Annotated in this window: 11 protein-coding genes; 8 read left to right on the top strand and 3 right to left on the bottom strand. The window is 72.1% G+C overall.

Annotated elements, in window-relative coordinates:
* The 3 genes from LLG88_02495 to LLG88_02485 all read left to right on the top strand — a co-directional run.
* A partial coding sequence (locus tag LLG88_02495; GenBank protein MCE5245778.1) for a FumA C-terminus/TtdB family hydratase beta subunit occupies positions 1 to 525 on the top strand: 525 nt, incomplete at its 5' end.
* Positions 526 to 670: 145 nt separating this feature from the next.
* Positions 671 to 1,306: a tellurite resistance TerB family protein gene (locus LLG88_02490; protein MCE5245777.1), complete on the top strand. Its 636-nt coding sequence runs from the start codon at positions 671 to 673 to the stop codon at positions 1,304 to 1,306.
* A gap of 13 nt (positions 1,307 to 1,319) precedes the next feature.
* Complete coding sequence (locus LLG88_02485) at positions 1,320 to 2,315, top strand: TIGR00266 family protein (GenBank protein ID MCE5245776.1); 996 nt, start codon at positions 1,320 to 1,322, stop codon at positions 2,313 to 2,315.
* 79 nt (positions 2,316 to 2,394) lie between these two features.
* Here LLG88_02485 and LLG88_02480 read toward each other — a convergent pair whose 3' ends face one another.
* Genes LLG88_02480 through LLG88_02470 form a run of 3 tightly spaced genes read right to left on the bottom strand, consistent with a single transcriptional unit; the run spans position 2,395 to position 5,472 of the window.
* Positions 2,395 to 4,161, bottom strand: coding sequence for a hypothetical protein (locus LLG88_02480; protein MCE5245775.1), 1,767 nt, complete (start codon positions 4,159 to 4,161; stop codon positions 2,395 to 2,397).
* On the bottom strand, positions 4,154 to 5,077 hold the full coding sequence (locus tag LLG88_02475; GenBank protein MCE5245774.1) for an ABC transporter ATP-binding protein: 924 nt from the start codon (positions 5,075 to 5,077) through the stop codon (positions 4,154 to 4,156). Before LLG88_02475 ends, LLG88_02480 begins: the two co-directional genes overlap by 8 nt.
* Positions 5,077 to 5,472 carry a GntR family transcriptional regulator gene (locus LLG88_02470; protein MCE5245773.1) on the bottom strand — a complete coding sequence of 132 codons (396 nt, stop codon included), beginning with the start codon at positions 5,470 to 5,472 and terminating at the stop codon, positions 5,077 to 5,079. Before LLG88_02470 ends, LLG88_02475 begins: the two co-directional genes overlap by 1 nt.
* A gap of 198 nt (positions 5,473 to 5,670) precedes the next feature.
* Between LLG88_02470 and LLG88_02465 the strand changes: the two genes are divergently transcribed.
* The 5 genes from LLG88_02465 to LLG88_02445 all read left to right on the top strand — a co-directional run bounded on the left by LLG88_02465 (position 5,671) and on the right by LLG88_02445 (position 13,296).
* Entirely contained in the window at positions 5,671 to 8,388 is a 2,718-nt protein-coding gene (locus LLG88_02465; GenBank protein ID MCE5245772.1) for an insulinase family protein, read from the top strand.
* A 156-nt stretch (positions 8,389 to 8,544) separates the two neighbouring features.
* Positions 8,545 to 10,593, top strand: a complete 2,049-nt coding sequence (locus LLG88_02460; protein ID MCE5245771.1) for a S9 family peptidase — start codon at positions 8,545 to 8,547, stop codon at positions 10,591 to 10,593.
* 169 nt (positions 10,594 to 10,762) lie between these two features.
* The gene (locus LLG88_02455) at positions 10,763 to 11,548 is read left to right on the top strand and encodes a MotA/TolQ/ExbB proton channel family protein (protein MCE5245770.1); all 786 of its coding nucleotides are present in this window, start codon (positions 10,763 to 10,765) and stop codon (positions 11,546 to 11,548) included.
* A 4-nt stretch (positions 11,549 to 11,552) separates the two neighbouring features.
* Positions 11,553 to 12,260: a flagellar motor protein MotB gene (locus LLG88_02450; protein ID MCE5245769.1), complete on the top strand. Its 708-nt coding sequence runs from the start codon at positions 11,553 to 11,555 to the stop codon at positions 12,258 to 12,260.
* A 4-nt stretch (positions 12,261 to 12,264) separates the two neighbouring features.
* Positions 12,265 to 13,296 (top strand): DMT family transporter, encoded by a 1,032-nt coding sequence (locus LLG88_02445; protein ID MCE5245768.1) that lies wholly within the window; start codon positions 12,265 to 12,267, stop codon positions 13,294 to 13,296.
* Positions 13,297 to 13,540: the final 244 nt, after the last annotated feature.

Raw genomic sequence — 13,540 nt, 5'->3', positions numbered from 1 at the left:
GAGGTCCTCGCCGACCTGACGAAGCACCCGGTCGGGACGGCGCTGCTTCTCTCCGGCACGATCGTCGTCGCCCGCGACATCGCGCACGCCCGGCTGAAGGAACGGCTGGACCGCGGCGAAGGGCTGCCGCAGTACTTCAAGGACCATCCGGTCTACTACGCCGGCCCGGCGAAGAAGCCGGAAGGGATGGCCTCCGGCTCCTTCGGCCCGACGACCGCCGGCCGAATGGATCCGTACGTCGATCTCTTCCAGGCCAACGGCGGCTCGATGGTCATGATCGCCAAGGGGAACCGCAGCAAGGTGGTCACCGAGGCGTGCAAGAAGCACGGCGGCTTCTACCTCGGCTCGATCGGCGGCCCGGCCGCGCTGCTCGCGCAGGAGAACATCAGGAAGGTCGATCTGATCGAGTACCCGGAACTGGGGATGGAAGCGATCTACCAGATCGAAGTCGAGAACTTCCCGGCGTTCATTCTCGTGGACGACAAGGGGAACGACTTCTTCGTGCGGCTGCCTTCGGCCCACTGACGGCGCGACGATTCGCGGAGAGGCGGGCGCCCGGAGCGGACGCCCGCCTTTCTTTTGCGCGAGCGGCCGCGGGGGCGGCGCCGTCGGCGTGGAACGGCGGCCGGCGATCGGCGAGAATGCCGGCCCGAACGTTGGAGGAGGGGCGATGTTCAACCCAACCCGGCTGCTCGGTTCGCTCGTCGCCGGCGGTCTGCGCAACGAAATCGGCCCCGTGACCGGCGCCGCGCTCGGCATGGGCGCGCTCGGCGTGGCGATCGCCGCGTTCGAGCATTTCACGGAGCAAGAGAATCGTCCCGCCGCGACGGCGAGCGCCCCGCCGCCTCCGCCGCCCGCCGCGGCCGCGCATGCCGCTCCGGGAACGACGCCGCTCCTTTCGCCGCCGCCCGCGGCCGCGGGACCGGCCGAGGCGGCGCTGGACCCGCGGCATCGGCGTTCGACGCTGCTGCTGCGCGGGATGATCGCCGCGGCGCTCGCCGACGGCGAACTCGACGAAGCGGAGCGGCGGCGGATTCAGGAGCGGCTTCGCGACGCCGCGCTGAGCGACGCCGAGCGCGCGTTCGCGGCGCGGGAGTTCTTCTCGCCGGCGACGATCGAGCAGCTCGCCGCGGACGTGGACTCGCCGGAGTGCGCCGAGGAGCTCTACGCCGCCTCGCGCCTCGCGGTGAAGTTGGACAACGACGCCGAGCGGCGGCATCTCGCCGCGCTCGCCGTCCGCCTCGGCCTCGCGCCGGAGGCGACGCAGCGCATCGACGCCGCGCTCGACGCGGGCGCCGATCGATAGGACGGAGGCCCTCATGGCGCAGTGGTACTTCAGCTCCAACGGCCAGCAGTGCGGTCCCTTCGGCGACGACGAGGCGCGACGCCGCGCCGCGCGCAATCCCGACGAGTTCGTCTGGCGCGAAGGGTTCGGCGATTGGATCCGCGCCGGCGCCGCGGCCGAGTTGGGCGGCGCGTCCGCGTCGGCCTCCGCGCCGCCGCCGCCGCGCGGCCTCGTCGCCGACGAGATCGACTACAAGATCGTCGGCGCCGAGATGCAGTTCGTCGAAGTCGAGCTCGACCCCGGCGAGAGCGTCGTCGCCGAGGCCGGCGCGATGATGTACAAGGACGAGTCGGTCGGGATGACGACGATCTTCGGCGACGGCTCGCGCCAGAACGGCTCGTTCATGGACAAGCTGCTCGGCGCCGGCAAGCGGCTGCTGACCGGCGAAAGCCTCTTCATGACGGTCTTCACCCACAACGGCGGCGGCAAGGCGCACGCCGCGTTCGCCGCCCCGTATCCGGGCAACATCATCCCCGTGCCGCTGCCGCAGGTCGGCGGGCGGCTGATCTGCCAGAAGGACGCCTTCCTCTGCGCGGCGAAGGGGGTCTCGATCGGGATCTTCTTCCAGAAGCGGATCCTCACCGGCCTGTTCGGCGGCGAGGGGTTCATTATGGAGAAGCTCGAAGGGGACGGGCTGGTCTTCATGCACGCCGGCGGCACGATCGTCGAGCGGACGCTCGCGCCGGGCGAGGTCCTGCACGTGGACACCGGCTGCGTCGTCGGCTTCGAGGACACGATCGACTTCGACATCCAGCAGGTCGGCGGGATCAAGTCGATCCTCTTCGGCGGGGAAGGGGTCTTCTTCGCCACGCTGCGCGGGCCGGGCCGGCTCTGGCTGCAGTCGCTGCCGTTCTCGCGCCTCGCCGGCCGGATGCTCGCCTGCGCCCCGCAGGCCGGCGGCCGCCGCCGCGACGAGGGCTCGGTCCTCGGCGGTCTCGGCGACCTGTTGGGCGGCGACCGCAACTTCTGAGTCGCCCGCCGCGGAAGGGGAAAGGGGCGCGCCGCGCGGCGCGCCCCTTTTCGTCTTGCGGCGCGGTCGAGCGCCGTCGCTAGAACGCCAAACGCACCGGCCGATCGAGACGGCCGAGCTCGTGGAGTTCCGAGCCGCGGACGAAGGTCCGCTCTCCGGCCCAGAACGGCCACCGCGAGTCGCCGCCGGGGAGACGGGCGAACGCGCGGGAGGACGCGTCGTAGATCAACGGCCCCGGCGCGCCGGCGACGTCGATCAGGATCAACCCCGCGCCGGACGGGGCGACGACGGCGACCGGCTGCTTGCCGCAGCCTAGTTCCTCGGCCGGCGCGCCCGGCTTCTGCGCGAAGACGCAGCGCCGATCGTCGCGTCGTCCTTGGAAGACGACGCGGCCGTCGGCGAGCCAGCCGTCGATCCAGTCGGCGCGCGGATCGAGCGCCGTCTCGTCGCCGCCTGCGACGGCGCGCGCGAAGCAGGTCGTGCGATGCTCGACGCCGCGGCAGTAGGCCGCGGAGAGCCCGTCGGGAGCGAAGCGGATCCGGTGCAGGTTCGCGCCCGCGAACGGCGGGCCGGCGGTCGCGAAGACGCGGCGCGCGGCGTCGAAGCGCAGGATCGTCTCGGGCGTCTTCTTGCCGCCGAGCGCGAACAGCGTTCCCTGCGGCCCGCGCAGGAACGCGAGCGGCCGCGGCCCGCCGATCGTCGTTCCGGACGTCTGCCCGGGCGTGACGGTGGACGCGGCGAGTTCCGCGTTGTCTTCGGCGAGCACGACGAGGCTTGATCCGGCCCAGCGCAGGCCGGAGCAGTACTCGCCGATCGGCGTCGGCGGGAAGGCGCGTCGGCCGTTCTGGTCGAGAAACTCGATCCGCGTCTCGTCCCGGCGCGATCCGGCGGGGCCGGCGTTCGTCGCCACCGCGAGCAGCGTTCCATCGTCGTTCCACGCGGCGTCCACGAGCGGCGCCGGAACGACGGCGAGGCGCTTTCCGGTCTTCGCGTCGAACAGGACGCCGTTCCCGGCCCATTCCCCGAACAAGAACAGCCGATCGGTCCGGGCGCTCGTCTGCGCCCTGAAACCGTCGTTCTTCGGCGACGGGGGACGATGCGCCGTCCACGCCGCGGCGCCGAGGAAGACCGCGGGCGAAAGCAGGAAGACGACGAGACTTCGCAGGGCACGCTCGGCGCGGCCGCGGCCGAGCGGCTCGCCGCACGCCTCGGCGCGCCAGGCGGCGAACCAGAACGCCGCGGGAACGAGGCACGCGGCCAACGCGATCGGCGGCCACATCGCGAGCAGCGCCTCGGCCCTTACGAGGAAATGGCCGAAGAGGCGCTGCGCCATCACGGCCGCGCCGCCGACCCAGGCCACGGCGAAGGCGGCGACGGCGAAGCCGGCGAAGCCGGTCGCGCCGAGCGCGCAGGCGAACGCCGCGACGCCGACGAGGAGCGGCATCGCCGCGAAGACGCCGAGGAACGCCGGCCCGCCGACGCCGAACGGCGCGCCGGCCGCGGCCGCGGCGGCGCTCCACGCTCCCGCGCCCAGCGCGAGCACCGCGAGCGACGCGGCGAAGGCGGCGACGGTCCGCGCGCCGAAGAGGACGCCGCGCGGGATCGGCCGCTCGAGCAGGAAGATCTCGGTTCCCGCGGCGCGGTCGCCGCCGAAGATCTGAACCGCGAGCAGCAGCGCCCAGAATCCGGCGAGCGCCGCGGCGAAGAGCGGCACCGCGCCTTCGAGCGAGTGGGCCGGGTCTCGGTGCGCGAACGGAATCAGCGGAATGGCCGCCGCCATCGCGGCGGCGAAGGCGGCGGTCATCCGGACCTGCCGCAGGTGCTTGACGACGAGCGCGCTAAACATGCTCCACCTCCCCCCGGGCGTCGGCGACGCCGGACTCGCGTCGTCCGCCGCGCAGGAGCGCCACCGCGATCTCCTCGAGCGGCAGCGTCGTCGTTTCCACGGAGCGCGCCCCCGCCGCCCGCAGCGCGGCTTCCGCCGCGCCGTTCTCGCCGTCGGCGACGACGACGAGGGCCCGCCCCTCCGCGCGGACGTCGATCGTTCCGGGCGGGCGCAGCGCCGTCGGCGCCTCCCCGTCTAAGACCGCTTCGTGCCGCTTCACCCTCCGTTTGAGCTCCTCGACGCCGCCTGCGAGCGCGACGCGCCCGGCGTCGAGGAACACGACCTCGTCGGCCATCCGCTCGAGGTCGGCGACGAGATGCGTCGCGTAGACGACGGCGCCCGCCGCGGGAACCGCGTCCACGATCTCCTGCAGCACCTCGCGCCGCGCGAGCGGATCGAGCCCCGCGGTGGGGTCGTCGAGCAGCAGCAACTCCGGCCGCGGCGCCGCGGCGAGGGCGAGCGAGAGCTTCGCCTTGCCGCCGCGGGAGAGGGCCGCGACCTTGGCCCGCGGGTCGAGCTCGAGCCGCCCGGCGAGCCGCTTGGCGAGCGCGGAGTCCCAGCAGGGGTGGATCCGCGCGGCGAAGGCGAGCGTCTCCGCGACCGTCATCCAGCCGTAGAGCGACGACTCCTCCGAGAGGATCGAGACGCGCCGCCGCAGCGCCGCGCCCTCGCGGCGCGGGTCGAGCCCGAGCGTGCGGACCTCGCCGGCGTCGGCCCAGAGCAGGCCGAGGGCGAGGCGCAGCGCGGTCGTCTTGCCCGCGCCGTTGCGGCCGGCGAGGCCGACGACCGCCCCCGGCGCGACGGCGAAGTCCACCGCGTCGAGCGCGACGACGCGGCCGAAGCGGCGCGTCGCGCCGCGGAACTCGATCACCGACATCAGCGTCCCTCCTTGGCGGCGCGGGCCAGGCGCCGCTGCCGCGCCGCGAGGCGGTCGGCCATTTCGCGGCGCGGCACCCCCAGCGCGTCCCCGTCGGCGACGAGGCGGTCGAGCGCCTCGTCGAACAGCGTGTCGCGCTCCGCGCCGTTCCCCTCGGCGTCGTCGGCGACGAACGTCCCTTGGCCGACGCGGGTCCGCACGACGCCGCGCGCCTCCAGCTCCTGCACCGCCCTGGCCGCCGTGTTGCGGTTGACGCGGTGCCGCACCGCCAGCTCGCGGACGGTCGGCAGCCGGTCGCCGGGGCGGAGCGCGCCGATCGCGATCTGCCGGCGCAGCCCGAGGACGAGCTGCTGGTAGATCGGGACCGGGCTGCCGGGATCGAGGTCGAAGTCCATGGCGACGCCCCCTTCGCTTGGAGTGTCCTAGTGTCCTAGGACAATGTAGACAACGCGCCGGGTCTTGTCAACGGCCGCGAATTGACAGGCGGTCCCGCCCGCGGGACGGGCGGCGCAGGACGGAGGGCGAAAGGGCGCCGGACCGCACCGCGGCCGGGTTATCGTGGTCCGTCCCACTTCATTCAGGAGGGCCTGCCGATGAAACTGTCCCGTCCGCTCGCCGCGCTCGCCGCGCTCGTCCTCGGTTCCGGTACTCTTTGGGCCATGGACAACCCGCTGCCCAAGCTGAAGATCGACGAATACCGCCTCTCCAACGGCCTGACGGTCTTCCTGCTGGAGGACCACTCGGCGCCGACCGTCGCGGTCAACATCAACTACATGGTCGGCTCGAAGGACGAGAAGCCGGGGCGCACCGGCTTCGCGCATCTCTTCGAGCACATGATGTTCCAGGCGAGCGGCCACCGGCCGGGGCTCTACATCAACGCCATCCAGGAAATCGGCGGCGCGGTCAACGGCGGCACCAACTCGGACCGCACGCGCTATTGGGAAGTCGTGCCCGCGGGGTATCTCGAGCGCGCGCTCTGGCTCGAGGCGGACCGGATGGGCTACCTGCTCGACGCGCTGGACAAGGAGCGGCTCGACAACCAGATCTCCGTCGTCCAGAACGAAAAGCGCCAGAACTACGACAACCGTCCGTACGGGCTGGTGCGGGAGAAGATCGCCTCGGTCCTCTATCCCGACAACCACCCCTACCACTGGCTGACGATCGGCTCGATGGCCGATCTCTCCGCCTCGTCGGTGGACGACGTGAAGGAGTTCTTCCGCGCCTACTACACGCCGAACAACGCCGCGCTCTGCATCGCCGGGGACTTCGACCCGGCCGCGGCGAAGGCGCTCGTCGAGAAGTACTTCGGCTCGCTGCCGCCCGGCCCGCCGGTGAGCCGTCCGGGGCGCTGGACGCCGCGGCTGGAAGGCGAAACGGAACTGTTCATCCAGGACCGCGTGGAGCTGGCGCGAACGCAGATCGTCTGGGCGACGCCGCCGGTCTTCGACGCCGACGAGGCCGCGCTGAACGTCTTCGGCCAGATCCTCGGCGGCGGCAAGACCTCGCGCCTCTACAAGCGGCTGGTCCACGAGCTCGGCATCGCGCAGGACGTCTCGGCGAGCAACGACGCGCGGCAGCTCGCGGGGGAGTTCCAGATCCTCCTCGTGCCGAAGCCGGGCCGGACGCTCGCCGAGGTGGAGCGCGAGGCGCGGGCGGTGCTCGCGGAAGCGCTCGACAAGGGCGTCTCCGCCGAGGAGCTGGAGCGGGTCCGCACGGCGACGATGGGCGAGTTCGTCCGCTCGATGCAGAGCCTCGGCACGTTCACCGGCCTCTCCGACAAGATCAACGAGTACCACCACTACCTCGGCCGGCCCGACCTGTTCCGCTGGGACCTGCAGCGCTACCTGGACCTCGACCAGCGGCAGGTCGTCGAGGCCGCGCGGCGCTGGCTCGGCCCGAACCGCCTCGTCGCCCGCGTCGAGCCGCTCGGCAAGCTGGCCGTCTCGAAGGTCGCCGCGCCCGACCGCACCGTCGCGCCGGCGCGCGGCGCCGAGCGCCCGCTCGCGCTTCCCGCGCGGCAGCGTTTCGCCCTGCCCAACGGCCTTCCGGTGATCCTCGTCGAACACCACCGCGCCCCGCTCGTCGCCGCCGCGCTCGTCGTCAAGAGCGGCGCCGCGGCCGATCCGGCCGGCCGGTTCGGCCTCGCCTCGCTGACCGCCGAGCTGCTCGCCGAAGGGGCCGCCGGAAAGCCGGGCGAAGCGATCCACGAGGAGTTCGAGGCGCTCGGCGCGGAGTTCGACGCCAACGCCTCGATGGACGCCACCACCGTCTATCTCTCCGCGCTCAAGCCGAACCTCGTCCGCTCGCTCGCCCTCTACGGCGACGTCGTGCTTCGCCCCGACTTCCCGGCCGACGAGCTGCGGCGGGTCAAGGACCGCCGGATCGTCCGCTTCAAGCAGCTCCGCGCGATGCCGGAGTGGCTCGCCGCCGAGGCGGCCTCGTCGGTCGTGATGGGGAAGCATCCGTACGGCCACCTGCCGCTCGGCGACGCCGCGGACGTCGGCGCCGCGACGCAGGACGACGTGCGCTCCTTCTGGAAGTCCCACTACACGCCGAAGAACGCGACGCTGATCGTCGTCGGCGACGTGACGCGCGCCGAGATCGAGCCGCTGCTCGCCAAGACGTTCGGCGGCTGGGCCGGCGGCCCCGCGCCGGAGGCCGCGCCGACGGCGCCGCGTCAGCTCGGCGGACGCACGGTCTATCTCTTGGACAAGCCGGGCGCGACGCAGTCCACGGTCCTCGCCGCCGCCGTCGGCGCGGCGCGCAAGGATCCCGCGCACGACGCGCTCGACCTCGCCAACATGGCGCTCGGCGGCCAGTTCGCCTCGCGGATCAACCTCAACCTGCGCGAGGCGAAGGGGTACACCTACGGCGCCCGCTCCGCGTTCGACTTCCGCCGCGTGCCGGGCCTCTTCACCGCCGGCGCGCCGGTGCAGGGGAAGTTCACCGCGGCGACGGTCAAGGAGCTGCTCGCCGACCTCGAGGCGTCGGTCGGGCCGAAGCCGCTGACCGACCAGGAACTCACGCTCGCCCGCGCGACCGCCGTGGACGGCTACGCGCGGCGCTTCGAGACCGCCGGGCAGATCGCGCGCGAGCTGTTCGAGACCGCGCTCTACGACCTGCCGGACGACGCCGTCGAGGCCTACCCGGAGTCGCTCAAGAAGCTCGGCGCGGCCGACGTCAACGCCGCGCTCAGGAAGGCGCTCGATCCGTCGCGTCTGGCGATCATCGTCGTCGGCGACGCGGCGGTCGTCCGGCCGGAGCTGGAGAAGCTCGGGCTGGGCGAGATCAAGACGCTCGAGATGAAGTAGGCGTCGAACGCCCGAAGGGCCCGGCGCGTCGTCGCCGGGGGCGGCCGTCCGGCGAAACCGCCGGGCGGCCGTCTTCTTTTCGGCGGACCGCGGGCCGAAGGGTATAGTCGTCCTTCCGGCTGTAGCTCAACGTCCGATAGTTCCGGAGGGCCCCCGATGCGACGTCTCCCGTTCCTTTCGTTCCTCGCGCCGGCGCTGTTCGCGGCCGCGGCCTTCGCCGCCCCCGCCGACGCGCCTCACCCGTTCGACGTCCACGACCTCGTGGCGATGCAACGGATCTCCGAGCCTCAAGTCTCCCCCGACGGCAAGCAGGTCGTCTTCGTGCTGCGCACGACCGATCTCGCCGCCAACAAGGGACGCTACGACCTCTGGATGGTCGGGATCGACGGCGCCGGGCTGCGCCAGTTGACCTTCGGCCCCGAGGCGGAGTCGAACCCGCGCTGGGCGCCGGACGGCAAGTCGATCTACTTCCTCTCGACGCGCGGCGGCTCCTCGCAGGTCTTCCGCCTGCGGCTCGACGGCGGCGAGGCGGAGCAGGCGACGCGCCTGCCGCTCGACGTGGACAACTTCATCGTCTCCCCCGACGGCGGCCGTCTCCTCGTCTCGATCGCCGTCTTCCCGGACTGCGCCGACTTGGCCTGCACCAAGGACAAGCTGGAGAAGCAGGAGAAGGCGCCGGCCAGCGGCCGCCTCTACACCAAGCTCTTCTTCCGCCACTGGGACACGTGGGACACCGGCCAGCGCTCGCACCTCTTCGTCGTGCCGGTCGCCGGCGGCGCCCCGATCGACCTGATGAAGGGGATGGACGCCGACAGCCCGTCGCGCCCGTTCGGCGGAACCGATGAATACACCTTCGCGCCCGACGGCAAGAACGTCGTCTTCAGCGCCAAGAACGTCGGCCGCGAAGAGGCGTGGTCCACCAACTTCGACCTCTGGCTCGTCCCGGCCGACGGCTCGGCCGCGCCGAAGAACATCACCGCCGCCAACAAGGCGTGGGACACCGCGCCGCTCTTCACGCCCGACGGCAAGACGCTCGTCTACAAGGCGATGTCGCGCCCCGGCTTCGAGGCCGACCGCTTCCGGATCATGGTCCGCGACTGGGCGACCGGCGCCGAGCGCGAACTCGCCCCGGCGTGGGACCGCTCCGCCGGCGACATGTTCTTCTCCGCCGACGGCAAGACCCTCTTCGTCTCCGCCGACGACCTCGGCCACCATCCGCTCTTCGCCCTCGACATGGCCACCGGCGCCGCGACGCGGCTGACGAAGTACGGCACCGTGGCCGCGGCGATGCGCGCGGGCGACAAGCTGCTCGTCGCGCTCGACCACCTGCGCTCCCCCGACGAGCTCTACACGCTCAAGACCGACGGCGCGGAGTTCAAGGCGATCACCGCGGTCAACAAGGACCGCCTCGCGGCCGTCGGCTTCGGCGAGCCGGAGCAGTTCACCTTCGTCGGCGCCCACGGCGACACGGTCCACGCCTGGATCGTCAAGCCGGTCGGCTTCGACCCGGCGAAGAAGTACCCGATCGCCTTCCTGATCCACGGCGGGCCGCAGGGCTCGTTCGGCAACGACTTCCACTACCGCTGGAACCCGCAGACCTACGCCGCCCGCGGCTACGCCGCGCTGATGGTCGACTTCCACGGCTCGACCGGCTACGGGCAGAAGTTCACCGACGCGATCCGCGGCGACTGGGGCGGCGCGCCGCTCGAGGACCTGCAGAAAGGGCTCGCCGCGGCGCTGGCCAAGTACCCGTGGCTCGACGGCGGCCGCGCCTGCGCGCTCGGCGCTTCGTACGGCGGCTACATGATCAACTGGATCGCCGGCGCGTGGCCCGACGGCTTCAAGTGCCTCGTCGTGCACGACGGCAACCTCGACGAGCAGTTCGCCTACTACGACACCGAGGAGCTCTGGTTCCCGGAGTGGGAGCACGGCGGCACGCCGTGGGACAACCAGGCCGGCTACCAGAAGCACAACCCCATCAACCTCGTGAAGAACTGGAAGACGCCGGTGCTCGTCGTCCACGGCGGCAAGGACTACCGCGTCGTCGAGACCGGCGGCATGGGCGTCTTCACCGCCGCGCAGCGGAAGGGGATCCCCAGCGAGTTCCTCTACCTGCCCGACGAGAACCACTGGGTGCTCAAGCCGCAGAACAGCATCCTCTGGCACGACACGGTGCTGGGTTGGCTTGACCGCTGGACCAAGTAGCGACTTTTCGATCGACCGCGAGCCCGCCGCGCCCCGTCGCGCGGCGGGCTCGCGGCGTTTTGCGGCCTTGGACGGGCAACGGCGAACAGGATTTGCGGGCTAAAGGTCGAGGGGCCGCGGCCGAAAAGCGGGTGAGGCCTTCCGTGCGAAGGCCGGGAGCGGGCGAGTCATGAAGAAGTCGCTGGAAGTTGGAACCGTCGCCGGGCTGCTGCTCGGCTGCGGCGCCATTTTCGGCTCGTTCCTGCTCGAGGGCGGCAAGATGGGCGCCCTCTTCCTCGGTCCGGCGATGATCATCGTTTTCGGCGGGACGTTCGGCGCGCTGCTTCTCGCCTCGCCGACCAAGCTCGTCGTCTCGCTGCCGAAGTTCGTGATGGTCGCGGTGATGCCGTCGAAGGAGGACGCGCGGGAGCTGATCGAGACGATCGTCGGCTACGCCACCACCGTGCGCAAGCACAGCCTCCTCTCGCTGGAGAAGGAGCTGCCGAAGATCGAGAACCCGTTCCTGCGGCGGATCCTGAGCTTCGCGATCGACGGCATGGACCCGGGCACGATCCGCTCCGTCGCCGAGACGGAGCTGGCCTACATCGGCGAACGCCACTCGGCCAACCAGGCGCTCTTCTCCAAGATGGGCGGCTACTCGCCGACGATGGGCGTCATCGGCACGGTGATGGGGCTGATCTCGACGCTGGCCAACGCCGGCGGCGACGCCAACGACCTGATCCACCACATCGCCTCGGCCTTCATCGCCACGCTGTGGGGCGTCTTCGCCGCGAACATCGTCTACCTGCCGCTGGGGGACAAGCTGAAGGCGATCCACCAGGAAGAGGCGATGGCGATGGAGCTGATGGTCGAGGGGGTGCTCTCGATCCAGTCCGGCGAGGCGCCGGCGATCACCCGCGCCAAGCTGGAGTCGATGCTCCCGTCGTCCCAGCAGGGACAGGCGAACAAGAAGTAGCGCGATGGGCAAGAAGAAGCAGCACGCGGAGCACGATGGTTCGGAGCGCTGGCTGCTGACCTACTCCGACTTGATCACCCTGCTGCTCGGCCTGTTCGTCATCCTCTACGCCTCCTCGCAGGTGGACGCGAAGAAGTTCCAGGCGGTGATGGCCGCCTTCGGCTCGGTCTTCGAGGGGGGCGGCGCGGGGCTGCTGCCCGGCGCCAACGGCGCGCTCGAGACGCCGATCCAGAAGGGCCCCGGCCAAGGGGAGGGGCAGGGCGGCGGGATGGACGAGGCGGTCAAGCAGCAGGTCCGCGACGCGATCCGCGAGGCGGTGCAGGCGGGGCAGATCAACCTCTCCGAGACCACCGCCGGGCTCACGGTCCACGTGACGGAGAAGCTGCTCTTCGACCCCGGCGCCGACTCGCTGCGCCCGGAGGCGGTGCCGGTCCTCGAGTCGCTCGGCAAGACGCTGGCCGGGATGAAGAACGAGATCCGGATCGAGGGGCACACCGACGACCGCCCGATCAGCACGCCGGCGTTTCCGACGAACTGGCATCTCTCGACCGCCCGCGCGCTCAACGTCGCGGTCTACCTGCTCGACCACTCGGCGATCGACCCGAAGCGCGTCGCCGTCGTCGGCTACGGCGAGTACCGCCCGATCGCGCCGAACGACAACGAGTCGGACCGCGCGATCAATCGCCGGGTGGACATCGTCGTCGTAAAGTAGCGGCGTGCCGCGCCGCCCCGCTTCCGCCTACCTTTTCGCCGCCGTGCCGGTCCTCTTCTGGGGGACGTCGTTCGCCACGGTCAAGCTCTGCCTCGACGAGATTTCGCCGGCCGGCCTCGTCGCGGTGCGCGCGGTCCTCGCGCTCGCCGCGCTGCTGCCGGCGGCGTTCCTGCTCCGCGGCGCCGGCGGCGTTGCGGTTCGCGGCGACGCTGCCGCCGGCGGCGACGTTGCGTCCGGCGGCGACGTTGCGGCCCGCGGCGAAGCTGCGGCACGCGGCGAAGCTGCGGCACGCGGCGACGCCGCTTCCCGCGGCGACGCGCGGCGCGGCGACCGCCGGCGGTGCGCCTTCCTCGGCCTCGTCGGCGTGCCGTTGCAGCTCGGCCTGCAGACCTACGCGCTGCGCCTGACGACCGCCAACCATTGCGGCTGGATCGTCGCCCTCTCGCCGGTCGCGACGGCGTGCCTCGCCGCGCTCTTGCTGCGCGAGCGGTTCCCGTGGCCGAAGACGCTCGGCGTGGCGCTCGGCTTCGCCGGCGCGACGGCGGTGATGCTCGGCGGCGGCCGGGCCTCGCTCGCGCTCCCCGCGACGCGCGGCGACCTGCTCGTCCTCGTTTCGGCCTTCAACTGGTCGGTCTACACGCTCGTCGCGCGCCGCCTGATGGCCGGCCGCGCCAGCCTGCCGCTGACGCTGCGGATCTTCGCCTGGGGCGCGGCCGGCGCCGTGGCGTTCTATCTCGCGGTGGGCGACCCGCGCGAGCTGCTCGCCGTGCCGCCGCGCGTCTGGGCGCTGCTCGCCTACCTCGGGATCGGCTGCTCGGGAATCGCCTACCTCTGCTGGTCGCTGGCCCTCGAGCGCCTCGAGGCGGCGCGCCTCGCCTCGTTCCAGAACGTGCAGCCGCTCGTCACGCTGGCCAGCGCGGCGCTCGTCCTCGGCGAGTCCCCCGGCGCGGCCGCCCTCCTCGGCGGCGCCTTCGTCATCGTCGGCGTGACCCTCGTGCAGCGCGCGAAGCCGGCGCCGCGCGCGGCCGAGGCGTAGGCGAGGTCGGCGCGGCGCGACGTTCGATCGCGTTCCGGCGCCGACGAAGAAGGCCCGCCGCGCGGAGCGACGGGCCTTCGAAGGAACCCAAGAGAAAACGTCGGATCAGGGGTTCGCGCCGCAGCGCTGGGCCGACTGCGCCGCGTCGCGTTCGGGGGCCGAGCCGTCGCCGAGCCGCTGCGTGCCGAGCGAGCCTTCGCCGACGGAGTTGCTGCCGGAGACGAGGAACCAGACGGCGTTGCCG

It is taken from the genome of bacterium (assembly GCA_021372775.1).
In the GTDB taxonomy this organism is placed as follows: Bacteria; Acidobacteriota; Polarisedimenticolia; order J045; family J045; genus JAJFTU01.
Note: the sequence above shows the minus strand (reverse complement) of the source record. Positions and strands in the feature narration are given on the sequence as shown.